Source organism: Halostella pelagica, assembly GCF_004762015.1.
Classification (GTDB): domain Archaea; phylum Halobacteriota; class Halobacteria; order Halobacteriales; family Natronoarchaeaceae; genus Halostella; species Halostella pelagica.
On record NZ_SJES01000003.1, the window covers coordinates 396,110 to 418,800 of the forward strand.

Sequence of the window (22,691 nt, forward strand, 5' to 3'; positions counted from 1 at the left end):
TCAGAAGTCAGCGCGTCCGATCAGGTCGACGACGGTCAGCACGAACCAGCCCATCCAGACCGCGAACGCGACCAGAGCAGCGCCGTAGTACGCGGTGCTGGAGGCAAACATCGTCGCGACCGCGAACGCGACGACGACCAGAGAGACTGCGACGAGGTGCCGCCGCCAGTTCGAGAGGGCGGCCGCGAGCGCAGTGGTAGCCGGTCGGTTCGCCACGGGTGAGTGTTTTCGAGACGCGGGAACATATAGTAGTGCTTGCAACTGTTTACAGATCCGATCGCACGCAGTCGTGCGATCGAGTGTGTGATGACTTGCAAGCGCTACTATAACTGTGGGCCACTGCGGAGAGGTCGGGGCCGAGTGCTCCGGCAGTGACCGCCGCTCGGGCCGGGCGGATCACCACTCCAGTCCGCGAGGGTCGTCCGGCGGTGAAAGCGGGGACGACGGAAGGCCGTCCGGTGGTTCCGGGTCGTTGTAGCCGCCGGGAGCGACGTCGTTCGGACTCTCCGGATAAAACAGCGACGCGAAGGCGTGAAGGTGCTGCCGGCCGACACCGAGTTCGAACTGGCCGCCGCCGTACAGTCGAATGTCGCGTTTGCGGGCGAACTCGATGGTGTCGAGGAGGGATTCGACGCTCCCGAACCGCGACGGTTTTACGTTGAGCCAGCGCGGTTCGAACGGCAGCGATTCGACGCTGTCGACGCCGGTGATGGGATGGTCCCACGAGACGCGGTCGGCCACCTCGTCGACGAACGCGTCCGTCTCGGCCGTCAGGGCGGGGTCTTCGATGACGGCCTTCGGGAACGCGTCGGCGACGAGTCGGTAGAGGTCGAGGTCGGCGCTCTGGTCGACGTCCGTTCCCTCGTACTGACCCTTCAGGTCGACGATGCGGACCGTCGCCCGCGACGCCAGGTCGGCGTCCCAGTCAGATGTCGGGTCGAGTTTGAACGCCAGATCCGGGTTGGCGTCGAGCAGCGTCTCGATGCGGTCGACCGTGGGCGGGTCGCCCAGACGGGTCGAGACGACGAAGTTCACCGGGTCGTACGTCCGTCCGAGCGCGGACGCGAGCGACTCGCCAGCCTGTCTGAGCGCCAGGTCGAGCGCCGCGCTCTCGAACCCCCAGCGGCGGTAGTTGCGTGCGGCCGCCTGCTCCGGGTCGACGTCCGGGAAGAGCTCCACGTCGTCGAGTGCCTCGGAGAACGCTGCGACGGTGTACTCCCCGGCCAGGTCGAACGGCTGGCGGTCGACGAGAGCGTCGTGGGGGGCCGCGTCGTACGTGACATCTTCCCCGCGGCCCGTCTCTCCGTCGCCGCGAAGGGTTATCTCGGTCGTCACGCGCGTGAACCCGCTGGAAGTGTCCCGTTCGCGTCGCGTCAGTCCGACCTCGTCGATCCGTAGCGGATGGTCAGCAACTGCGTCGTACAGCGCCATGGGCTACTCTGTGGTCCGGGAGACTATCAGTGTATCCGAGTTACCGTTTCGCGCCGGTCCTCCGACGGTGGTCTCGGCGGATGTCTGATCAGTTTAAGTGACACATCAAATCTGCCGACAGGAATATGACGGAGTACGCCCACTAGAAACATGATGACTGCAATTCGGACACAGAGCGTTCAGAAGTCCTACGGCGATCTGGAGGCGTTATCCGGCCTCTCACTGTCCGTAGACGAAGGCGAACTGTTCGGTCTGCTCGGCCCGAACGGAGCGGGAAAATCGACGACTATCGAGATCCTCACGGGACAGCTCCGGCCCGACGCGGGCGACGTGTCCGTTCTCGGGACGGACCCGACGACGAACCCCGCCGAAACCCGACGACGGGTCGGTATCCTGCCGGAGCGGGAGTCGCCGCCGAGTTTCCTGACGCCGCGCGAGTACTTCGAGTTCGTCAGTACAGTTCGCGACATCGACGACGAGACGCGAGAGCGCCGAGTCGAGGAGTGGGCGGACCGGCTGTCGTTCGCCGAACAGCTCGATACGCTGGCCACCGACCTCTCGCGCGGGCAACAGCAGAAGGTGATGATCGCCGGCGCGTTTCTCCACGAACCTGACCTCGTCTTCATCGACGAACCGCTGGCGAACCTCGACCCGATCGTCCAGGAACGCACCAAGCGGTTCTTCGAGTCGTACGCCGCCGACGGCAACACGCTGTTTTTCTCGACACACCACGTCGAGGTGGCGGAGGACATCTGCACCCGCGTCGGCATCGTGAGCGGCGGCGAACTGATCGCCGAACGCGACCCGCGAGCGCTGGACGAGGGGTCGTCGCTGCTCGACGCCTTCCTCGCGAACGTCGACGCGCCCGAATCGCGCGAGGCGCTGGCGACGGAACCATGAGCCTGCACTGGACGCTGTTTCGCGGCATGCTCGCCGAGGAGTGGCGGCTCCACACCGAACTGTTCGGCGGCCGGCGCTTCGCGGTGTTTCCGCTCCTCGTCACGGTGCTCGCCGCGGGGACCGCGTGGTTCCTCTCGCTCACCGAAGTGACCGTCGCGACGGTCGCCGCCGGTCTCCACGGGCTTGCGTTCGCGTTCGGGCTTCACACGGGTTCTATCGGCTTCGTCGGGCGTGACGCCATGGAGAATTTGCTCGGCGATATCACGATGCTCGTGTTCTCCGGGCGGACGCTTCCGGTGTCGCGGCGGACGCTGCTTTCGGTCTTTCTCGTCAAGGATATCGTCTACTACGGCGTCCTGTTCCTGCTCCCGCTCACGGTGGCAGTCGCGCCGCTCGCCTACGCCCGCGACCCGGCGCTGCTCGCCCGCCTGCCGCTGCTCTGGGCGACGACGACCGCAACGTTCCTGTTCGGTGCCGCTGTCACGTTCGCGTTCGTCGGCCTCTCGACGCGCGGCCTGCCTGGGCGCGTGGTCGGTCTCCTGGCCGCGGCGGCCGTCGGCCTGGCCTGGGCCGCAGGCGTCGACGTCGGAGGAGCAACGCCGTACGCGCTGTACGCCGACCCCTCACTCGCCACTGCGGCGATAGCCGTTGCCCCGTCGGTGGCCTTCGCTATCGTCGGCCTGTACGCCTACGACCCGTCGGTTCGGAGCGGGGTGCGAACGATCGACGCCGCGTTCGGACGGTGGCGTCGCCGCCTCGGCGACGACACCGGCCTGTGGACGAAGAGCCTGCTCGACCTGCACCGGAGCAGCGGCGGCATCTGGAAGGTGCTTTTCTCCGGCGGCGTCCTGTTCGCCGTCAGCGCCGCACTCATCTTTCTCACCGAATCAGTCACCGGCGTCGAGCCGTCGATCGGACTCTCGTTCGGTGCCATTCTCGGTCTGACGGCCTTCACGACGTACAACTGGCTGACGCAGTTCGACGACCCGGACGACTACCTGATCTACCCCGTCGGCGTCGCAGACGCCTTCGCCGCGAAGTTCCGGGCGTTTCTCGTCCTCGCCGTCCCCAACGGCCTGGCGTACTTCGCGCTCGCAGTGGTCTGGTTCGGGGCCGACCCCGCCCACGTCGCCGTGGGTGCCGTCCTCCTCGTCGGGATCGAACTCTACCTCTTCGGTCTGACGGTGGCGCTCGCCGGCCTACAGCCGAACGAGTTCCTCTTCGACAGCGTCCTGTTCGCCGCGTTCGGTGCCGCCGTCGCCGCGGCGCTCGTCCCGGTATTGATCGTCAGCTTAGTCGTGACGCCCGTCTCGACGACGCTTCTGGGCGCTCTCGCGGCCGCCGCAGTACTGCTCGGCGCTGTCGGCGTCGCCGTCTACCGCCGCGCTGTCCCGCGGTGGGAGCAACGCCTGCTTGCCTGACACTGATCAGACCGCCAGGCCGAACCCGAGTTCGTCGCTCCCGCCGTGGTCGCCTCGACCTCGTCCGGATCGACCTCGTGTTTCGCCGCGGCGTCGGCTACCGGAACCGCCGGCGGCCGAGAAGCGTAAGCGTCAGCGCGAGGACCGCACCGACCGGTCCGACGCCCGGTTGCCCGTCGCTTTCCGTCTCAGCGTCCCGGTCCTCTGCAGTGGTGGTCGACGGTTCGCCGGTCGATTCGGTCTCTGACGGATCGCTCACCGTCACGGTCCCGACGTCCGTTTCGCCGATGTTCAGGTCGTGCGTGCCCGGTCCGAGCGTCGGAGCGAACGACACGGTCCGCGCCTCGCCGGGCGCGAGAGAGACAGTTCGCTCAGCGACGACCTCGCTGTCCCGTTCGAGCGCGACGGTGGCGTTACCTCCGGCGGTTCCGGTGTTCGTCACCGTCGCCTCGACGGGAACCGACTCGCCGTCCGCGACTTCGGTCGCGCCGAGCGTCGCGTCGGTCACGGAGTACTCGGGGTGTTCGACGCCAACCGCGAACGCCGAGAACCCCGGAGTCGCCGCCTCGTACTCGTTCCCTGTGTGATTCGTCGGGAGGTCGCGCCACTCGCCGTCGTGATACCGATAGAGCGTCACGTCGTCCGGGTCGGCACTGTCGGGGAGCGCCGACTGGGACACGCTGAACCGGAGCGACGCCTCGGCGATCGCCTCCTCGGAAACACTGTCGCGGCCGACGTCGAAGTAGCCAAGCGCCGTCGACCGGTTGTAAGCCGGGACGTCCCCCGGCGGTTCCGCGGACGCCCCGACCGACAGGTCGAACTCGGGGGCGTTCTCGGCGAGAGTCACGTTGATACCGGTCGCACCGACGCCGTTCGCGGTCACTGACGCCGGGAGGTCGGCCGACGCGGTGTCGCCTCGCAGGCCGCGGACGACGGTGACTGTCGCACCGTCCGCGGTGGCCGTCACGTCCGTTCCGACGCCGAGCGACGGTTCGAGCCCCGACGACGGTGCGCCGCCGCTTCCGCCCCCGCTACTGTCGTCGCCGTCGTTGTTGTCGCCGCCGTCGCTGCCATCGTTCCCTTCACCTCCGCCGCCGTCATTACCGTCTCCGTCGCCGCCATCATCTCCCCCACCACCATCGTCGTTACCGTCTCCGTCGCTACCGTTGCCGCTGCTGTTATCCGGTCTGGCTTCGACCGAAACGGTCACCGTGTCGGTAGCCGAGACGCCGTACTCGTCGGTGAGCGTCAACGCGGCCTCGTACTCGCCGGGCGACTCGTACGCGTGCGAGACGTGTTCTCCCTTGGCGGTCGCGCCGTCGCCGAAGGACCAGTCGTACGCGACGACTGCGCCCTGCGCCGCGCTGTCGGCGGCGTCGAACGTCACCGCGTCGCCAACGGTCGCCGTCGCGGGGTCGGCAGTAGCGTGCGCGACCAGCGACGGCTCTTCGAGCGTCACCGTGAGGTCCCGCGGGCCAGTGGCGACGACGGTCCGTTCGGTCGTCGTGGGGACGAACGACTCGTTCTCCGGCGGCGTGACCGCGACTGAGACGTTCCCGGAGAGTTCGAGTCCGTCTACGGGAAGTCGTCCGTCCGCCGTCGTCAGGAACTCGCCGACGCGGACCGACGCCCCGTTCGCGCTCACGTCGACCGCGACGGACGCGTTCGCCACCGGCGCTCCCGACTCGTCCGTGACCGTCATCGTCACCGGATGGCCGTCCGGTATGTCGTGCGTTCCGAGGTCAGCGTCCGTTTCGGTGACAGTGTTCGCCAGCGGGTAGACGTCCGCGACGCCGTCCTCGGGGAAGAACTCGTCTGCGGTCGTGTCGTACTGACGGTAGCCCACGTCGACGGTCGCGTTTCGGCGAACGCCGACGGCGTACGACCCGTCCGCGTCGGTTCGCGAGACGTTCGTCCGCCTCGCCCCGTCGTGTGTCGTGACGACATCGTCGGCCGCGGCGGTACCGTCCGGGCCGCGGACCGTCCCTTCGAGCGTCACCGTCGGCGGCGCAGTCGACCGGTAGGCGTCGTACACCGTCGACTCCGCGAGGTTGCCCGACGCGTCGACGAGCGCGACGTTCAGGTGGAGCGTCGACGCGGTGATCCGCGACCCGTCCAGTTCGACCGCGTACTCGCCGTTGCCCGTCCGCTCGACCGCCGCCTCGTGCCACGCCTCGCTCGTGTTCGTGACGTTCCCGTCGTGGGGGGCGGTCGTCACGGACCCGTCCGCGTAGCGCACGCGGACGCTGCCGTTGGCGAGGTCCATGTCGTCGCTCGCGGCGAGCGACAGCGTCACTGGAAGCCGGTACAGGGAGTTGCCTTCGCCACCGTCCGTCACCCGGATCCCCCGGAGTTCCGGCGGCGTGACGTCCTCGCCGGGACGGTACGTCGCGGCGTAGCGAGTGATGGACCGCGTCGACAGGCCGTCGGAGCCGTTCGCCGTCAGCACCGCTTCGTACGTCGCGTTCTCGACGAGCGGGTCGTCGCCGGCGTACGTGAACTCGTCACCCGTCGTCGTCCGGGCGGCCACCGTCGTCCCGTTCCGGCGTATCTCGTAGTGGTTCGTCGCCGACGACCGGTGGACGAACCGCGTGGGGGGTTGGTCGACCTGGAACCGCGCGCCGACGCTGACGTTGGCGGCGGCGGGTGTCGCCCCCAGATGCCAGTGCCGGCGGTCCACCGTGAGCGGGTGGGCGCGGACGCTCACCGCTCTGTTCTCGCCGACCGCGAGCGACTGCATCGGCGAGACGAAACGCCAGTCGCCGCCGTTGTCGACCGCTGTCAGCCCGTACGCCGTCCGGACGTCGCTCCCGGAGGGTGTGACGTACACCGTCTGCCGAGTTCTGTCGCGACGGTCCCAGCGGGCCGTCGTGAGGCCCCGTGTCGGGAACGCCGAGTGGGTGACAGTCCGCACGACATCGTAATCGTCACCACTGCCGGTCCGGCCGTAGGTGACGGTCTGTGCGGCGAGGTCGGACTCGTCGGGCGCGACGGTCCGCGGCCCGTCGACGCCGACGGTGGGATACACTAGATGATACGCCTCGGAAACGTCGAGGTGGTGCCCGCCGTCGTCGTACGCGCTCGCTGGCGCAAGCAGGTACGAGACGCTAGCGTTTGCCGTACCCGTGCTGAATCGAACTGACGGTTCGTCGGGGAACGTCCGGAACGATTCGTACGTCAGCGACCGACCGTCGGCGGTCGTCCGCTGCATTTCGCCCGCCGCGCGGAGCGTCTCCAGTTCGGTTCCGTCGCCGAGGCCGCTCGCGTTCAAGCCGTACCGAACGGCGTCGTTCTCGTCGAACGAAACCGTCGCGTCGTCAGACACGGTCAGCGTCTCCTCCACGAGAACCGTCTCGCCGGTCGACTCGTCGACGCCGCCGCTGACGACCGTATACGTGCCCTCGAAAACGAGCGTCTCCGCGTCGTCGCCGGAGAGAGACAGCACCTCGGTCGATCCGCCGTCACCGTGGCGGTAGAGGACCACTTCGTCGCCGGCGACGTTCGTCCCGTTCGCGCCGTGTTTCGAGACGGAGAGGCGGTGGCCGATGGTGTATCCGAAGCTCCCGCGGTACTCGCCGCCGTCGACTAGCAGTCGACCGGAGTAGACGCCCGCGTCGGTGGTCCCGTTGACTCGCACCGCGACGGCCTCGGTGTCTCCGGGCGCGACCGAGACGGCCGTCCGGTTCAGCGACACGTCGCCGGTCGTGCCGTCGTCGATATCGGTCGCGTGGGCGGAGACGTCAAGCGTTACCGTTTCGGTTCCGCGGTTAGTGAGTTCGACGACGCGCGTCTCGTTCGCAGACGGCCGGACGACGCCGAAGTCGACGGTCGACGGCGCGACGGTCACGTTTGCCGTCAGCGCGGCGGTCGCGTTGACGCGGCCCGACCCCGCCTGGTAGATGTCGTAGTTGCCCTCGAGACGGTCCGTCCGCGTGACGAGCGCGCTCCGCACGTCGGTGGGGGTCCAGTCCGGATTCGCGTCGAGCAAGAGCGCGGCGATGCCGCTGACCGCGGGTGCCGACATACTCGTTCCGGAGTACTCGACGTACCTGTCGGTACCCGCCCTCGCGCTGGCAATGCCGACGCCGGGCGCGACGAGGTCGGGTTTCACGCGGTTCGTCGCCGTCGGGCCGCGGGAGGAAAACGGTGCGAGACGGTCGTCACCGTCGCTCGCGCCAACCGTGAGTGCCGAGGGAACCACGCCGGGCGAGAGAACGGTGCCGTAGCCGTCGTGGCCGGGGCGGCCGTCGTTACCCGCCGCGACGACGACGGTAACGCCGTTGTCGACGGCGTACTGGACCGCGTCGAAGTAAGGGTCCTCGTCGTAAACGGGTCCGCCGAGGCTCACGCTGATCACGTCTGCGTCCGTCTCGTCGACGGCGTACTCTATCGCGTCGATGACGTTGGAGCGACTGCCGTATCCGTCGCTTTCGATGACTCGGAGGTTCAGGACGCTCGCGTTCGGTGCGATGCCGGTGTAGGTTCCGTTGCTCGCGGAGCCGTCGCCCGCGACGATTCCGGCGGTGTGGGTCCCGTGCCCGTACGGGTCGTCAGTGGTCCCCTCGCCGGTGAAGTCGACCTGACGGGTCACGGCGTCCTGCAGGTCGGGATGAGAGTCGTCGACGCCCGAGTCGAGGACGGCGACGGTGACGTTCTCACCGTTGACGCCGTATCGAGAGCGCGCCGCGCCCGCACCGGTGAGTTCCGAAACGTCGTCGAGGGAGACGCTCACGCGTGCGTCGAGCGACACGTGTTCGATCTCGGCGCTCGTCCGGAGGGTCTCGTAGACGGCCGCAGACTGGTCTTTTGACACCGAGGCAGAAACCGCGTCGACGGAGTCGAGCGTGCGTTCGGCCGTCAGACCGCGCGTTCGGCCCATGTCGTCGCGCAGGGCCGCGGTCGGACTCCGCTCGGCATTGCCGTCCGTTCGACCGACTTCGTCCGGACTGCCTCGGCGCTCGACGATCACCGGGATCGAGTCGACGTTCGCGTCCGTCAGGTTCTGTTCCACCAGCAGGTCCACGTTGAACAGACGAGGATCGAACCGCTCCAGGTCGGCGTTCTCGGGGAACACGTACGTCCCGTCGGGTGTCGATATCCGCCGCATCGCCGTCTCCGCATCGGTCGTGTAGACGGTTTCACCGCGGCGCTTCTCGACGGTCACCGTCTGGCCGGTGATGAGCGTCAGCGTTACGGCGGACTCGTTCGCCGCTCCGGCGCGGTCAGCGCCCGGACCGGCAGTCGGGGAGCCGGTAGTTCTCCCGTCAGTCGAAGCGTTCGTGACCGAGAGGTTCGCATGGGTGTCCGATATCTGAACCTCTCGGTCGCCGGGCGGAGCCGCTTCTGCGTACGCGACAGCGGGTGCCGCTGTCGCCGAGACCAGCAGTAGAGCGACCAGAAACAGCGTCCGGAGAGACGCGTTGAGGCGAGACGATACGTCGTGGGACTCGCCTCCGCAGGGGCTGTCAGATTTCATATCAGTCTGGATATCAGTATCGATAGCTGATATCGCCAGTACCTTGATGTGAAACGTAAATCTTGTGGTGGTACCGTCTCTACTTAGTAAGATTCAATTCGTAACTCAGAGAGAAATAGCAGACGTTCGGAGCGGTCGGCGGCACTGCCGGCGGCGACATCTGCGTCGGGAAATAGCGGTCGACGAGTCCGGGAACAACCGCTCCGCCTACGACGGTTCTACAATGTGCTGTTACCCACGTCCGTCGTAGAATGAAAGCCGGAGGTTTGAACCACGCCCGCGTCGGTCGTTTCACTTCCCCGTTCCGTATTTCAGTCCCTTACGAGACGTATTGATCGCTCGCAGGATCGCTTGCGGCAAAAGTAAGCCGGTGGGGGGATTTGAACCCCCGGCCTAATCCTTACGAAGGATTCGCTCTAGCCAGTCTGAGCTACACCGGCGCACTGCGCGCCGAACCCTGCATCGCTACGCTCTGCAGGACACCGGTACACTCCACCTCAACATAGGCGCGATAATCGGTTTAAGGATTCCGAATTCCGACGCCGTTATCGAGTCAGTCGCACGTCGAGACAGACGTTCAGTTCGTGCGGCGCGTACGACCGGACGGTGTGGCGCGTCTCGACGGCAACCTCGTACTCCGGTTCCGCTGCCGCCCTGATCGCCGCCTCCCCGGGACCGAAGGGGTCGTCCTCGTGCTGGATATCGTAGTAGTGGACGACGCAGTCGTCGCCAGCGACGGTGACGGCGGCGTCGAGGAACTCGTCGGCGCTGTGTGGCAGGTTCATCACGATCCGGTCGGCCCAGTTCTCGTACTCCGGTGCGTCATCTCGCACACCGTCGCTTCTCTCCGGCCGCTCGCGAGCCTGCGGCCCGCTCGTCTCATCGATGCCCTCGCTTCGTTCGCGTCCCGCAACTCGCGACGAGCCTGAGACAACGTCTCGGACGTCGCCCGCGATAGCGGTCACACGGTCGGCCACGCCGTTTCGCTCGGCGTTCTCGCGGAGGTACTCGACCGCGCGCTCGTTCAGGTCGACGCCGACTACCTCCGCTCCGCGTTTCGCCGCCGGGATGACAAAGGGGCCGACGCCGGCGAACATGTCGAACACGCGCTCGCCCTCCTCGACCTGCTCGGCGACGCGGTGGCGCTCCGTCGCCAACCGCGGCGAGAAGTACATCTCTGCGATGTCGAGCGCGTACTCGCAGCCGTACTCGCGGTGAGTCGTTTCGGTCCGCTCTCCGGCCAGTAGCTCCCAGTCCCTGATGCGGAGTTCGCCCTGGATCTTCGACGCTCGGTCGACGACGGTTTCGACGGGGACATCCGACTCGACGACGGCGTCGGCGATGTCGGCCGCGCGCTCCGGGTCGTCCTCGTCCACGATGACGATGTCGCCCAGGCGCTCGTAACTCGGGTCGAAATCGAGCAGGTCCGCTGGCGTCTGCTGCGTAGCGCGCTCTGGCACGTCGCGGACGACCACGTAATATTTCTCTGGGACGGTGGCCGCGTCTGTCACCGGAATGTACAGATACCCCTCGTCGAACTCTATCTCCAGGTCCTCGTCGACGAGATCGTCGGCCGCGAGGGAACGGCGGGTCGCCTCGCCGTCCTCCCGCTGAACGCGAACGCACGGCGCTTCCATACGCTGACTCTCGTCCCGTGGCGGGCGTAAGCCTGACGCTTCCGGGCCGAGCGTGTCGCGCGTTCACCGTCGAACCCCTGGCGTTAAGCGGGCACGACTCCGAGTCCGGGTATGCTCACGTTCATCGGTCTCGGCCTCTACGACGAGCGGTCGATCACCGTCGAAGGCAAGGAGGCGCTTCGCGACGCCGACCGCGCGTTCGCCGAATTCTACACCAGCACGCTTGTCGGCACCACCGTCGCGGAACTGGAGGAGTATCACGACACGCAGATCGAGGTTCGCGACCGCGAAGGCGTCGAACGGAGTCCCGGAGAGATCCTAGACGCCGCCGAAACGGCTGACGTCGCCTTCCTGACGGCCGGGGATACGATGATCTCGACCACGCACGTCGACCTCCGCCTGCGCGCTCACGACCGCGGCATCGAGACGCGGGTAGTCCACGGAACGACGGCTCAGGCCGCCGCGAGCGCGCTCACCGGCCTCCAGAACTACCGGTTCGGCAAAGCGACCACGCTCCCGTTCGCGTACGCCCACGGCGCGGACGGGCTTCCGGCAAGCGTCACCGAGACCATCGACGAGAACCGCGACCGCGGCCTCCACACGCTCGTCTATCTCGACATCAAGGTCGACAACGCGGCGGCGGTCGCCCGGTCGGAAGACGACGAGATAGAGGAGTACATGACCGCGAGCACGGCGGCGGAGTATCTCGCCGACGAGTATCCAGAGACGCTCGGCGTCGTCGTCGCCCGCGCGGGCAGTCCGGACCCAGTCGTCGCGGCCGACAGTATGTGTGGCCTCGCGTCGCGGTCGTTCGGCGGTCCGCTTCACCTGCTCGTCGTGCCGGGAGAACTCCACCACATCGAACGCGATGCCCTTCGTGACCTGGCGGACGCTCCCGACTCGTCGCTCGACTGACGCGAACTGCTTCTGAAACCCGTTCGGGGATGCGATATCGCGTGCTGCGGCTGTTCGGCGTAGCGTTCGAAAAAATGTGAATCGTCGAAAGCCGGCGTGAGCCGGTAGTTAGCTACCTGAATTAGTCCTGACGACGGACAGCCAGGAGGGCAGCAGCGATGAGCGCCACGATGGCGACGCTGATGCCGAAGCCGGGCTGACCGTCACCGTCGGAGTCACCGTCCCCGTCGCCGTCCTCGGGGGTGGTCTCCTCGGTGGTGGTGTTAGTCGGTTCTTCGGTAGTGGTGTCAGTCGGTTCGTCGGTAGTGGTGTCAGTCGGAGTCTCCGTCTGCAGCGTCACGTCACCGGCGTCAACGACGATGTCACCGTTACTGTCGGTGTACGGAGCGTCGTTATCGCCTTCGGAGTCAACGAAGTCGTACTCCTGGTTGTCGTTGTCGTCCATGTGCGGCATCGCGATGAGGGTCTGATCCTCTTCGATGGCGCTGTCGAGTTCGACCTGCACATCCGTGTGCGTGCCGTTCTCGAGGTACTGGGACGTACCAACGACGCTGCCGATCGGGTCGTCCTCGACGGATGCGTCGTGGATAGTGACGAAGCCACCTTCGGGCAGGTAGACCTCGTCAACAGTCACGACGGAGCCGTCTTCACTGATGCCGCCAGAGTAGGACACCTGAGCGGTCGGAGCTTCGCCGACAACTCCGCTGACGGAGTCAGCGAGCGAGTTGCCGTTAGAGTCCTCGAGGTAGACCGTGAAGTTGGAGCCTTCCTCAGGCTCGCCGCCGAAGTCGAATTCGGCGCTGAAGCTACCGTCGTTCTGGACGGTTGCGGTCTCCTCAAGCAGGAACGGGTTGTCAGTGTCGTCGCCTTCGGCGGTGATCCGCACTTCGGAGCCGGCGGCGATGGACGTCGTGCCGCTGATGGTCTGGCCGGACGAGGCCTCGACCTCAGGCGGGTGGATGGTGCCTTCGCGGCCGTCCATCTCGAAGGTGTCGCTGACCGTCTCAGCGTCGTCGGACGGGTTCAGCTTGGAGTTCTCCGCGACGGAGAAGGTAGCCTCGTAGCTACCGTCGTCGGAGGAGATGTCAAGTGCCGAGCTGTCGACAACGAGGTAGTAGAGGTCCTCGTCGCCGTTCGTGTAGACGTCCGTGTTACTGTCGCTGAGTTCGGCCGTTTTCGGGTCACGGTTCGCTTTCGCTTCTTCCTGCTCGACCGTGATCGAAACGTTCTCGTCGTTAGTGAACTCGGAGTAGTCGTCCGTGCCACCAACGAGACCCTCGATACCGGACGCGTCAACCTCGACCACTATCTGATCGCCTTCCGAGATAGTGCTGTCCTGAGAGACAGAGTCGGCGAGGTCTTCGACGTCATCGTAGCTCATGTCCTGCGGTGCGGTACCGACAGACAGGCTGTTAGTCGAGCGCGGGCGCAGGTTGAGCGTACCGGGGTCGTCGGAGTCAACGGTCGGGTCCTCACCAGCACGGACCGTCATCCGGTAGCCGTGGTCGGTGAGAAGCCGGCTGCTGCTGAACGTGGTTGCGGTGAGGTTGTCGCCTTCGAGAACCGTGACGGAGTCGTCGCTGTTCGCTGCGGATGCGAGATCCGACCCGGTCGTGTTACCAGCTTCGTACGTGTTGAACTGGATGGTGACCTCACCGTCGTCGTTACCGTCTTCGACAGTCAGGTTGGCCTGATAACCGTCGTCCTGGATGTTACCGACGGTGACAGCGGCCGTGTCGGTGTTCTCCAGTTCGACCGTGATGTCGGCAACGTCGCCGACCTGGTCGCTCGTGACGGAGCTTGCGAACTCGGCCTCGCTGTCGCCGGCGTCCGAGACGTTGATGTCTACGGAGTCCTCGGCGTCAGTGTCGGTGACAGAGAAGTCGAGCGTGTAGTTGTCTGCGTCGATACCGGAGAAGTTACCGGTGGCCGTGCTACCACCGCGGACGGAGAACGCAACGCCGTCCTCGGTGTTGCTGACATCGTCCTCGTCAGCGAAGATGTTCTGAAGTTCGTCGGCGTCGAGGTCGTCTGCGGTGACCTCAACGTCGAAGCTACCGCGTTTGGAGTCAACCTCGAACTCCTCCTCGGAGTTACCGGAGTTCCGAACCTCGCCATCGTCAGCGGTGATGGTGAGGTCCTGTTCGACGACAGTGAAGTTGAACGAGCCGCTAGACTTACTGAGCGTGTACTCGCCTTCACTGAGACCGGACGTGTCGATCAGGTGCGCGCCGTCGGCGTTCGCCGTGCGCTCCCGCTCGAGAATTCCGGTTTCGGAGTTGATGATCTGGTAGTCCTCGTTGGACTCGAAGCCGTCCTCGTAGAGGACCTGGCCTTCCCAGTACGTACCACCGGCGTTGAGGTTCGCGTCAGACTCGGACTGGTTCGTACCTTCCTGGCCGTCGTTGCCGTCGTTACCGTCTTCGCCATCGTTACCGTCGCCGTCGTCGGCGGCGGTTTCGAGGGTGGTCGAGCCGGTGTTAACTTCGTCGTCACCACTGGAAGCGGTACCAGTGATTTCGTACGTCATGTCTTCGGAGTCAGCGGTGGTGACCGTGTACGTCAGCTCGACCGTTGCGTCTGCGGGCACGGACGAGATCGTAACCACGGCACCGGTGCTGTCAGCCTCCGCGATGATGGTATCTGCATCCTCACCGTCGACAGTGACGCTGTCGATGCTTGCGGACTGGACCTCGGGACTGAACTCTTCCGAGATCGTGAGTGACCCGCCGTCACTGTCCATATTGACTGTTGTCGTAACCGTTGCCTCTCCACCAGGACTCACTTCCGAGTCACTGATGTTGCGATCCGCATCGGCGATCCCTGCAGCTGCGGTGCCTGCGAATGCGGCAGACATCGCAACTACTGAGACCACCATTAACGCAGCCATCAGCAGGCTACGCATCTTATCGTTATTGCTTGACATTTTGTGTTGGGTTTGTCGGTTGGATCAGTTGTTTAACTGGAATACGCGCCAGCAACTTGACTGAGTTCCATCAGCGAGATCTGGCCGCTGGAGTATGCGTTGGCCGCTGCAGAGAGCTCCATCAGGTCGATCTCGCCGTTGTTGTTTGCGTCGTACTCGGCTACAATGCTGCTGTTGCTGTTATCGTCGTCGGACGATTCAACAGTCAGCGTACCGGTCTGGTCGTCGTCTTCGGTGTACACGCCGTGCGTGTGGTCACCAGCGGCCAGACCGCTCGTGTCGACATCGTCGAAGGTGACGGTAACGTTCTCATCGCCAACGAGCTGGACGTCCTGGCTCGCAAGCGTGTTACCGTCCACGCGCAGTTCGACGGTCTGCGTACCCTGCTCGTCGCCAATGTTGGTGACCGTCGCGGAGACGTCGATCTGGTCTCCCTGCGTGACGGTCTTGTTGGACGGCGAGAGGTCGCTGACATCGAAGGTTGCTGCGTCCGGCGTAACGCCGACGATCACGATGTCGGCGTTAGTCGTACCGGCGCTGCCCTTGTAGATCTCGTTGAAACCGGTCTCGTTCTCGAAGGTACCGACTAGGCGGTAGGTCTCGCCGGTTCGGACCTCCGTGAAGGAGTACGAACCCTGCGGACCCGTGTAGTCCGTATCGAGGAGCGTTTCGCTACCGTTGTTCTCGACACGGAGCAGGTCGACCTTCGCACCGGGGAGGTTGTCCGCCGGGTTCTTGTCGTTGACCACGTCGCCAGTGATCTCACCGACGCCGTAGACTTCGATCTGGACGGTGTCGTTGAACACCATGTCCTCGCCGTTGGTCACTTCAGCCGTCAGGTTAGTCACACCGGTACTGCGGGTGGACTGGAAGACGGTCGTCTCGTTGCTCTCCGTAACGGTGAGCGGGTCGTCGACGACGTTTCCGATGACGGTGTTGTTCGTGCTGAAGTTGACGTCTTCGCTGTCAACGAGGTCGGAGTTCTCGATCGGGGTGAACTCGCTGTCCGGTTCGTTCTGGGCCTTCACGTCGAGTCCCACACGAACGTCGCGCTCGGAGCTGATCCCCATCGCGATCGAGTCAGAGTAGTTGCCGTCTTCGCCCTCTGCGGACAGGTTCAGACGGTAATCGAGCGTAACGTCGACCGGAGCCACGACGACGTCGTGGTTCTCGGTCTCAGACTTGGGTCCAGCGGTCTGTTCGAACTCGCTCGCCGCGACGAACTGGCCGACGCTCGTGTCGGTCAGGTTCTCGCGGTTGTAGTTGGTCGCAGTGACGTAGATCGTCACGTTAGTGTCGTTGCCTGCGAGACCGGGGATGGCGTAGCGGCCATCGTCGTTCGTCTCGTCGACGAGGAACGCGTTCCCGTCGTCGTTAACGAACGTGTTCTCGGTGAACGCAAGCGACTGGTTGCCGGAGCCCTCGTAGACGGCCCAGACAGTAGCATCGGAGACACCCTCACCGTCGATATCGATGACTTCACCGGTGAGCTTCTCTTCACCTTCCAGCACGTACTGGACGGTAGCGTCGTTGTCCTGCAGGTTGTTCTCCGCGTTCGACGCGTTGATGCCAACCTCAGTGAGCGGGTTGGCAAGCGTGTCGGCACTCGCGTTGTCCGCCGTGACGTTGAACGTCACGTAGGACTCGGAGTATCCGTCACCGTCGATGTCACCGCGCTCGGTGGTCGTGACAGTGGTGGAGTTGTTGAATGCGCTGTTGTCCCAGAAGTCACCGACGTTAGCGTCGGTCTTGTTGAATTCCAGGTCGACGTCGATCGAGAAATCAGAGGAGTCGATAGGCGTACCGACGTTCTCGACGTTGGTGTTCTCGACCACGACGGCGTACGTCGCAGTGTTGTCGGACTCGTTGTTGCCGAGCAGCGTCGAGGTGTTACCGGCGACCTCGCCGTTGTCGAAGCGCTGGACGTCGACGTTGTCAGGCTGAAGGTTGAATTCCAGCGTGACCGGGAAGTTGACCGTCTCCTGCGACCCGACGAACTGGGTCTGGGAGTACGTCGTGTACCCGAAGCGGTCGACGTTCACGGTGTAGTTCTGTCCAGGTGCAACGCGGACACGGCTCGGGTCGAACTGACCGTTAGCGTCGGTGGTCAGCGTTTTGACCGTCGCGTCGTTGTCCTCGTTGACGATTTCGACCTGAGCGTTCTCGATCGGCTCACCGTTGGAGTCCTCGACTTCACCGGAGATGAAGGAGGACTTAGTGGTGACGTTCTGGAGGCTGCGAGTGTTGTGAGCGCTGAGCGTGGTTCCGTCGTCAGCCTCAATATCGACTTCTGCGTCGAGGCTTTCGTCGCCGTCGACGGTGGCACTGGACGCGATCTGAGCGTAGACTACGACACGGTCGACCGTGTTGTTTGTGTCGGAGTCAGCGGCCGTACCGTTGAAGTCGACCACGGTGTCGTGCGTGACGTAAGACGACGAAGCCTCGGCGAGAACGTCGCTGCCGTTGTACGTAACGACACGGACGTCAGTAACGTCGCCGGAACTGACGTTGAGGGAATCAGGACCAGCAACGTCAACCGTGATGTTGTTCATCTCTCCAGAGTCGTCGCTGAAGTCTAAGTCAGCGACTTCCGTCTCTTCACCGGAGAGAGCACTTACGCTTTCAGTATGGTCATCAGTAACGCCCCCGTTACTACCGGGAGCGTTAGCCGCGGCAGCCGCTCCTGCGAACGCGATGGATCCTCCGACCACGGAGAAAACCATCAGCGCCGCGAGGACGAGGCTGCGTACCTTGTCTTTCGAATTCGTTGTTGTCATGTTATTCTGTTTGTCTGTCGGTCGGCGCCAGCGACTTTCTCTCGGACTCGGCCAACGAACGCACGCCGAAGACCAAGGTACTCGTTGCTGTCACCATGGGTAGGGGTACGGTAGAAACCGTTGTGACCTCGTTATAAATGCTTTGTGGTGAATGACGCGTATGGTAATTATTCACACCACTAGATACGGCCGGAGTCGTGCGGTTTCGGCGATATGGGGGATTCGGGGGGGACGGGGGTTTACCATATAAACAGCTTCGCCCTCGTTCGTCCAAGCGATTCGACCAGTCCGACAGTTGACGGCAACGCGTCGAAGTGACCGTTGTAACGTACCGGTAGTTTCCGACCTTGCGTCGGCGAACTACCGAATCGAACTACGACAGTTCCAATCAGTCGCTCGTGACGATTTCGAGTTCGTGGCCGTCCTGGTCCGTGGTAAAGGCGTAGCGCATGTCACACGATTCCGGGTCGCGGTACTCCGCCGCGCCGCGTTCCATGAGCGTGTCCCAGAACTCCTGTAGGTCCGCGGCTTCCACAGCGAGATGGCCCCAGGCATCGCCCATTTCGTACGAGCGACCGTCGTAGTTGTACGTGAGTTCGACCGCCATCCCCTCGTCCGCGGCGTCCGCCGGCTTCATGAAGTAGTTGGCGAACGTATCCGACTCCCAGCGTCCGGTGTGTTCGTACTCGAGTTTTCGGGTGAACCAGCCGATGGCCTCGTCGGCGTCCTCGACGCGGATCATCGTGTGGTCGAGGCTCCACCTCGTGCCGTAGTCGCGCTCGACTATCTCGATCTCGTGGCCGTCCGGGTCCGTCACGAAGGCGTAGCTTCCGCCACAGGAGTCCGGGTCGCGGTACTCCTCGACGCCGCCGTCGACCAGTTCGTCGTAGGCGTCGTACACGTCCGCCACGCGAACGGCGATGTGGCCCCACGCGTCGCCCATCTCGTACGTGCGGCCGTCGTGGTTGTACGTGAGTTCCAGCAGTGCCCCCTCGTCGTGAATGTCCGTCGGGCCGAGAAAGACGTTGGTGAACGTGTCGGCTTCCCAGCGACTCTTCTCCTCGTAGTCGAGGTGGGTCTTGTACCAGGAAAGCGACTCGTCGAGGTCCTCGACGCGCATCATCACGTGGTCGAGCGGTGCACTCATACCCGTAGATCGGGTCGCTCCGGCGAAAAGGATACCGAAAGGGGCGGTCGGATCCGGGTCCGAGTCCCCCGTTCCGAGAGAAGTCAGGAGCGATGCGGCCGGACGAGACGCACCAGGTCGTCGGCATGAAACCACCAGGCGACGGCGAAAAGTACCACCGGACCGACCGGAATCGAGGTGATTCCGGAGTGGTCGGTGCCGAGAGTGAACTGGAGGTGTGCGATGGCAGCGACGAGCAGGAGTGCCGCGGTGACGCGACGGTCCTCGCGGTCGACCACTGTCGCGCCTGCCGCGCTTGCGGCCGCCGCCGCGTACGCGAGCGTTCCAACGCCCCACGAGAGCAGATATGACGGCAACCCTCTCGCGTGCGCGTGCACGAAGAAATAGTCCATAATCGGAACGAACTGTATCGCCGGCCCCGTCGAAAGCAGTCCCCACGGAAACACGAACCCGCTCCCGCCGGGATACAGAGTCACGGTCCAGGGGAGCAGACCGACGATGAGAACCCAGCCGAGTCGTCGCGGCAGCGGACGCCCGTCCGATGCCGCGCGACCGCCAGTCGACCGCGAACGACCGTCCCGCGCCGTCATTTCCGCGTGATGATGCGGAGAACGTCCTCGTCGGCGAGTTCGTGGTCCGTCCCGACCTGTTGGTCGTCGTGTTTGGCGCTCGGCCCTTTGACGCGGGCGAAGCGGAACCGCTCTTCGAACTCGCCCCCGAGTTTGTGACAGGCGTCCTCGATGGTGCTTCCCTGCGGGAGGACGAGCGGTTCCTCGTAGTCGACGCCGCGGCCCGGCTTGTCCATGTATATCCGCATCAGTCCGAGTTCCGTCCAGATCCGCTCGGCCAGCGAGTCGAGTCCTTTCTGCTTCTCGGCGCTGATGAAGATGGCGTCGTCCGGGTCGATGTCGTGGTCCCGCAGGTTCCCGTTGACCGTCTCCAGATAGTCGGGGTCGATGAGGTCAGCCTTGTTGACGGTGACGACGGAGGGGAGGTAGATCCGGTTGTCCATCACGCCGTCGATGAGTCGGTCCACGTCCATCTGCTCGCCGATGGCCACGTCGGCGTTGATATACCCCTGCTCGCGGAGGACCTCCTTTATGACGTCCTCCGAAACGTCGAGGTCGACGCTCGCGTTGACCTTCAGTCCGCCTTTCCCCTTCTTGTTGATCGAGACCCGCGGCGGTTCCTGGTCGATGCGGATCTTGTTTTTGTACAACTCCTCGTTGAGGCGTTCGTACTGGTCGATCTCGAACGGGGAGAGGACGAACACGACCATGTCCGCGGCGCGCACGACCGACAGGACTTCCTGTCCGCCACCGCGGCCGCTGGCAGCCCCTTCGATCAGGCCCGGAACGTCGAGCATCTGGATGTTAGCGCCGTTGTATTTCAGCATGCCCGGGTTGACGTCGAGCGTCGTGAACTCGTACGACCCGGTCTCGCTATCGGCGTTTGTCATGGCGTTCATCAGCGTCGACTTACCGACGCTGGGGAAGCCGACCAGTGCGACGGTCGCGTCGCCGTGTTTCTCGACGTGGTAACCGGTGCCGCCGCCGGCGGAGCTCTGGTTCTGTAGCTTCTCTTTTTTCTCCGCGAGCTTGGACTTCAGACGGCCGATATGGGCCTCTGTGGATTTGTTGTAGGGCGTGTTGGCGATCTCCTCGCGCAGTTCGTCGATCTCCTCTTCGAGCCCCATTACCCGTGAATCGGCCATCGACGCCGAAAAAGCCTTCCTTTGTACTGTGGGTACTCGCGCGTCGGCGGGACGGTTCGCCCGGCCCGCCCTGAGACGCGGTTGAGGACGTTCCAGAGGGGTTGACTACAAAGCCGGACGGGGGTTTCACGGCTCGATACGACGCTCTGTCGGTGCCTTGTCGCCGAGAGCAAAACTTCGACACGTTAATACGCTGGCCACCGCTCGGGGCCAATGTACGATGCCGGACCCGTCCAGGTTGCGTGATAGCACGCAGATCGTCCTCCCGACCGCCGACCTGGACGGCCCGTCGGAGGACCTCAAAGCCGCCCTCAACGACGCCTGCATGGTAAGCATCCACGAGGAGGACGGCTACTACCGCATCATCGGTAGCCCCGTCGAGATAAAAGAGGCAAGCAAGTTCCTCTCGCGTCACGGGATCACTCTCCGGTGACGGTGGTTCGTGGACGGTGACCCACACCGGACACCGGTGTGATCGGTCCGTTCCGCGACCTACTCGCTTCTGACCGCGTCGAGCGCTTCGAGAAACCCCGCAGCGTGCGCTCCGTCGGTGACGGTGTCCGCGGCGGCCCGGGCCGCATCATCAGCGTTTGCGACGGCGAAACTCCGACGGGCGCGGTCGAACGTCGACACGTCGTTCTCGCTGTCGCCGACGGCGACGAACTCGTCGGGAGCGTGACCCAGATGCTCGCAGAGCGCTTCGAGGCCGTTTCCTTTGCTCACGGACGGGGATTTGACGTGATAGGCGTACCCGGTGTCGACGACGGTCAGGCCGTGGTCGTGCGCCAGTTCCCGAAGCGGTTCCTCGGGGACCGTCCGGCGGACGGCTATCTCCGTCTCCCGCCAGCGGTTGACGAGGTCGGCGTTGCCCCACCCGAGGTCGTGGCCGAGTTCGAGGAACTCCCGCGCGACCGCCTGTGCGGCCTCGCGGTCGCCCACGATAGAAACGTCGTCCGGCGTGCAGACGACGCCGCCGTTCTCGGCAACCACAGCCTCCTCGATACCGACGAACTGACAGAGCGCGACCGGATACGGGAACGACTTCCCGGTGGCGACGACCACGTCCGCGGGCCAGTCGCGGATCGCGTCGAATGTCCGGGGGTCGATCCCGCCGTCGGGACGGGTCAGCGTACCGTCGATGTCGAGTGCGAGCGGAGGCGCGTCCATACCTGCCGTTTCGGTGTCAGCTACTTAATCGACAGCAAAAGAAGCCGCGTCGACGGGCGTTGTCTCTCTTACGGAACGGGCACCCAGACGGCCGTCGGCAGGAGTCCAGTGAGAAACATCGCGGCGATGATGAACGTCCCGAAAACGATCGCGGCCGCGGGCGGGTCCCAGTGGGTGTCGCCGTGGGCGTAGAACAGTCGCTGGAACAGTTCGCCGAACAGCGCGACGACGACCCCCATCAACGCGGCGAGGAGTAGCGCGGGCGCGTCTCCGACCCCCGCGATCGCCGCGTCACCGCTTTCGGCCGCGGCGAGTGCGATCGTACTCGACGTGAGCGTCATGTGGTGGGTGACGGGTATCTGCTCGACGCCGCAGTTGAGGAACAGAAGCGACGCGGCACTGATGCCGAATCCGAGGAACGGGCTCCCGGTCACGAGTGCAGTCCACCCGCCGAGAATACCCGTGACGAGTCCGAGCAGCGCGACGTTTGCCCACTTGTACTGGTGTGGGAGCCACGGTTCGACCAGCAGGCGGTTGGCCTGTGCGGTGCCACCGTCAGTGGCGCTCTCGGGACTGTCAGTAGGGCCGCCGCCACCGGCAGTGGCCATCCGCTTTTCCTCGCGCTCGAACGGAGCCATATTCAACAGTCCCTCGCGCGCTTCGCCGATAAGGCTGTAACCGAGGACCAGACGATGGAACAGCGCCGAGAGGACAACACCCATCGCGATCGGGTCCCAGGGCATGCCGAAAGAGCCGGAAACTTGCCGAATAAACATGCCGAGAACGCCGAACGCGCCGCCGACGATCAGCACGTCGGGCTTGGTGCCGTGTGCGAACAGGATGTTCTTCCCCTCGTGGTAATCGAAGCCCGTGTCCATGTACCCCTTCTTCGCGGCGTAGGCGGCCGCGGCCGCGCCGCCTGCGAATGCGATGTGAGGACCGAAGACAGGACCGAACGCGACCTGTCCGGTGATCCCGGTGCCGATATCTGTAACGCCGACTGCGCCCACGTCACTGGCGATGTCTACGCCGATCTGGTTAGCCGCCTCACCTGCGATCACCATGAAGCCGGTGAAGATGAACGCCGGCAGGGCACCGAGCGCCGCGCCGAACGCGCCGCCAGCGAAGGCAGCCATAAGCAGGGATAGCGTAATGTCGCCCCAGATCTCGATCGCCATCC

At 64.7% G+C, this 22,691-nt stretch carries 15 protein-coding genes, 1 tRNA gene and 1 pseudogene; 4 read left to right on the top strand and 13 right to left on the bottom strand.

Features of this window, described 5'->3' with window-relative positions:
- Both EYW42_RS10135 and EYW42_RS10140 read right to left on the bottom strand, forming a co-directional pair.
- Positions 1 to 216 carry a hypothetical protein gene (locus tag EYW42_RS10135; protein ID WP_135535142.1) on the bottom strand — a complete coding sequence of 72 codons (216 nt, stop codon included), beginning with the start codon at positions 214 to 216 and terminating at the stop codon, positions 1 to 3.
- 180 nt (positions 217 to 396) lie between these two features.
- Entirely contained in the window at positions 397 to 1,431 is a 1,035-nt protein-coding gene (locus EYW42_RS10140) for a hypothetical protein (RefSeq protein WP_135535143.1), read from the bottom strand.
- A gap of 153 nt (positions 1,432 to 1,584) precedes the next feature.
- Here EYW42_RS10140 and EYW42_RS10145 point away from each other — a divergent pair, with 153 nt between their 5' ends.
- Complete coding sequence (locus tag EYW42_RS10145; protein WP_135535144.1) at positions 1,585 to 2,331, top strand: ABC transporter ATP-binding protein; 747 nt, start codon at positions 1,585 to 1,587, stop codon at positions 2,329 to 2,331.
- The gene (locus EYW42_RS10150) at positions 2,328 to 3,752 is read left to right on the top strand and encodes a hypothetical protein (protein WP_135535145.1); all 1,425 of its coding nucleotides are present in this window, start codon (positions 2,328 to 2,330) and stop codon (positions 3,750 to 3,752) included. The genes EYW42_RS10145 and EYW42_RS10150 overlap by 4 nt, the downstream gene beginning before the upstream one ends.
- 97 nt (positions 3,753 to 3,849) lie before the next feature.
- Here the strand turns inward: EYW42_RS10150 and EYW42_RS10155 are convergent, their stop codons facing one another.
- The 3 genes from EYW42_RS10155 to EYW42_RS10165 all read right to left on the bottom strand — a co-directional run bounded on the left by EYW42_RS10155 (position 3,850) and on the right by EYW42_RS10165 (position 10,865).
- Positions 3,850 to 9,228 carry a S8 family serine peptidase gene (locus EYW42_RS10155; protein ID WP_135535146.1) on the bottom strand — a complete coding sequence of 1,793 codons (5,379 nt, stop codon included), beginning with the start codon at positions 9,226 to 9,228 and terminating at the stop codon, positions 3,850 to 3,852.
- Positions 9,229 to 9,593: 365 nt separating this feature from the next.
- Positions 9,594 to 9,668: transfer RNA gene (locus EYW42_RS10160), tRNA-Thr, on the bottom strand.
- Positions 9,669 to 9,773: 105 nt separating this feature from the next.
- Positions 9,774 to 10,865, bottom strand: a complete 1,092-nt coding sequence (locus EYW42_RS10165; protein WP_161972936.1) for a class I SAM-dependent methyltransferase — start codon at positions 10,863 to 10,865, stop codon at positions 9,774 to 9,776.
- A 111-nt stretch (positions 10,866 to 10,976) separates the two neighbouring features.
- Between EYW42_RS10165 and dph5 the strand changes: the two genes are divergently transcribed.
- Entirely contained in the window at positions 10,977 to 11,780 is an 804-nt protein-coding gene (gene dph5, locus EYW42_RS10170) for a diphthine synthase (protein ID WP_135535147.1), read from the top strand.
- A 121-nt stretch (positions 11,781 to 11,901) separates the two neighbouring features.
- Here dph5 and EYW42_RS10175 read toward each other — a convergent pair whose 3' ends face one another.
- The 6 genes and pseudogenes from EYW42_RS10175 to EYW42_RS10195 form a co-directional block, all read right to left on the bottom strand.
- Entirely contained in the window at positions 11,902 to 14,523 is a 2,622-nt protein-coding gene (locus EYW42_RS10175; protein WP_237561306.1) for a DUF7282 domain-containing protein, read from the bottom strand.
- A 93-nt stretch (positions 14,524 to 14,616) separates the two neighbouring features.
- Positions 14,617 to 14,706, bottom strand: a pseudogene (locus EYW42_RS20540) (surface glycoprotein); the annotation flags it as partial.
- A gap of 32 nt (positions 14,707 to 14,738) precedes the next feature.
- The gene (locus EYW42_RS10180; protein WP_135535149.1) at positions 14,739 to 17,483 is read right to left on the bottom strand and encodes a carboxypeptidase regulatory-like domain-containing protein; all 2,745 of its coding nucleotides are present in this window, start codon (positions 17,481 to 17,483) and stop codon (positions 14,739 to 14,741) included.
- A gap of 388 nt (positions 17,484 to 17,871) precedes the next feature.
- Positions 17,872 to 18,630 (bottom strand): VOC family protein, encoded by a 759-nt coding sequence (locus EYW42_RS10185; RefSeq protein WP_135535150.1) that lies wholly within the window; start codon positions 18,628 to 18,630, stop codon positions 17,872 to 17,874.
- Between the two features lie 83 nt (positions 18,631 to 18,713).
- On the bottom strand, positions 18,714 to 19,220 hold the full coding sequence (locus EYW42_RS10190; RefSeq protein ID WP_135535151.1) for a TIGR04206 family protein: 507 nt from the start codon (positions 19,218 to 19,220) through the stop codon (positions 18,714 to 18,716).
- Entirely contained in the window at positions 19,217 to 20,326 is a 1,110-nt protein-coding gene (locus tag EYW42_RS10195; RefSeq protein ID WP_135535152.1) for an OBG GTPase family GTP-binding protein, read from the bottom strand. The genes EYW42_RS10190 and EYW42_RS10195 overlap by 4 nt, the downstream gene beginning before the upstream one ends.
- A 238-nt stretch (positions 20,327 to 20,564) precedes the next feature.
- Here EYW42_RS10195 and EYW42_RS10200 point away from each other — a divergent pair, with 238 nt between their 5' ends.
- Positions 20,565 to 20,777: a VNG_1110C family protein gene (locus tag EYW42_RS10200; protein ID WP_135535153.1), complete on the top strand. Its 213-nt coding sequence runs from the start codon at positions 20,565 to 20,567 to the stop codon at positions 20,775 to 20,777.
- A 59-nt stretch (positions 20,778 to 20,836) separates the two neighbouring features.
- Here the strand turns inward: EYW42_RS10200 and EYW42_RS10205 are convergent, their stop codons facing one another.
- Both EYW42_RS10205 and EYW42_RS10210 read right to left on the bottom strand, forming a co-directional pair.
- Positions 20,837 to 21,511, bottom strand: a complete 675-nt coding sequence (locus tag EYW42_RS10205; protein WP_135535154.1) for a phosphoglycolate phosphatase — start codon at positions 21,509 to 21,511, stop codon at positions 20,837 to 20,839.
- A 68-nt stretch (positions 21,512 to 21,579) separates the two neighbouring features.
- Positions 21,580 to 22,689 carry a hypothetical protein gene (locus tag EYW42_RS10210; protein ID WP_135535155.1) on the bottom strand — a complete coding sequence of 370 codons (1,110 nt, stop codon included), beginning with the start codon at positions 22,687 to 22,689 and terminating at the stop codon, positions 21,580 to 21,582.
- Positions 22,690 to 22,691: the final 2 nt, after the last annotated feature.

Excerpts from the sequence above, each read along its gene's own strand:
- EYW42_RS10145 (WP_135535144.1), top strand. The coding sequence starts at position 1,585 with ATGACTGCAATTCGGACACAGAGCGTTCAGAAGTCCTACGGCGATCTG.
- EYW42_RS10155 (WP_135535146.1), bottom strand. The coding sequence starts at position 9,228 with ATGAAATCTGACAGCCCCTGCGGAGGCGAGTCCCACGACGTATCGTCT.
- EYW42_RS10205 (WP_135535154.1), bottom strand. The coding sequence starts at position 21,511 with ATGGACGCGCCTCCGCTCGCACTCGACATCGACGGTACGCTGACCCGT.
- EYW42_RS10195 (WP_135535152.1), bottom strand. The coding sequence starts at position 20,326 with ATGGGGCTCGAAGAGGAGATCGACGAACTGCGCGAGGAGATCGCCAAC.
- EYW42_RS10185 (WP_135535150.1), bottom strand. The coding sequence starts at position 18,630 with ATGAGTGCACCGCTCGACCACGTGATGATGCGCGTCGAGGACCTCGAC.
- EYW42_RS10150 (WP_135535145.1), top strand. The coding sequence starts at position 2,328 with ATGAGCCTGCACTGGACGCTGTTTCGCGGCATGCTCGCCGAGGAGTGG.
- dph5 (WP_135535147.1), top strand. The coding sequence starts at position 10,977 with ATGCTCACGTTCATCGGTCTCGGCCTCTACGACGAGCGGTCGATCACC.
- EYW42_RS10175 (WP_237561306.1), bottom strand. The coding sequence starts at position 14,523 with ATGGACAGTGACGGCGGGTCACTCACGATCTCGGAAGAGTTCAGTCCC.
- EYW42_RS10190 (WP_135535151.1), bottom strand. The coding sequence starts at position 19,220 with ATGACGGCGCGGGACGGTCGTTCGCGGTCGACTGGCGGTCGCGCGGCA.
- EYW42_RS10140 (WP_135535143.1), bottom strand. The coding sequence starts at position 1,431 with ATGGCGCTGTACGACGCAGTTGCTGACCATCCGCTACGGATCGACGAG.
- EYW42_RS10200 (WP_135535153.1), top strand. The coding sequence starts at position 20,565 with ATGCCGGACCCGTCCAGGTTGCGTGATAGCACGCAGATCGTCCTCCCG.
- EYW42_RS10210 (WP_135535155.1), bottom strand. The coding sequence starts at position 22,689 with ATGGCGATCGAGATCTGGGGCGACATTACGCTATCCCTGCTTATGGCT.
- EYW42_RS10165 (WP_161972936.1), bottom strand. The coding sequence starts at position 10,865 with ATGGAAGCGCCGTGCGTTCGCGTTCAGCGGGAGGACGGCGAGGCGACC.
- EYW42_RS10180 (WP_135535149.1), bottom strand. The coding sequence starts at position 17,483 with ATGACAACAACGAATTCGAAAGACAAGGTACGCAGCCTCGTCCTCGCG.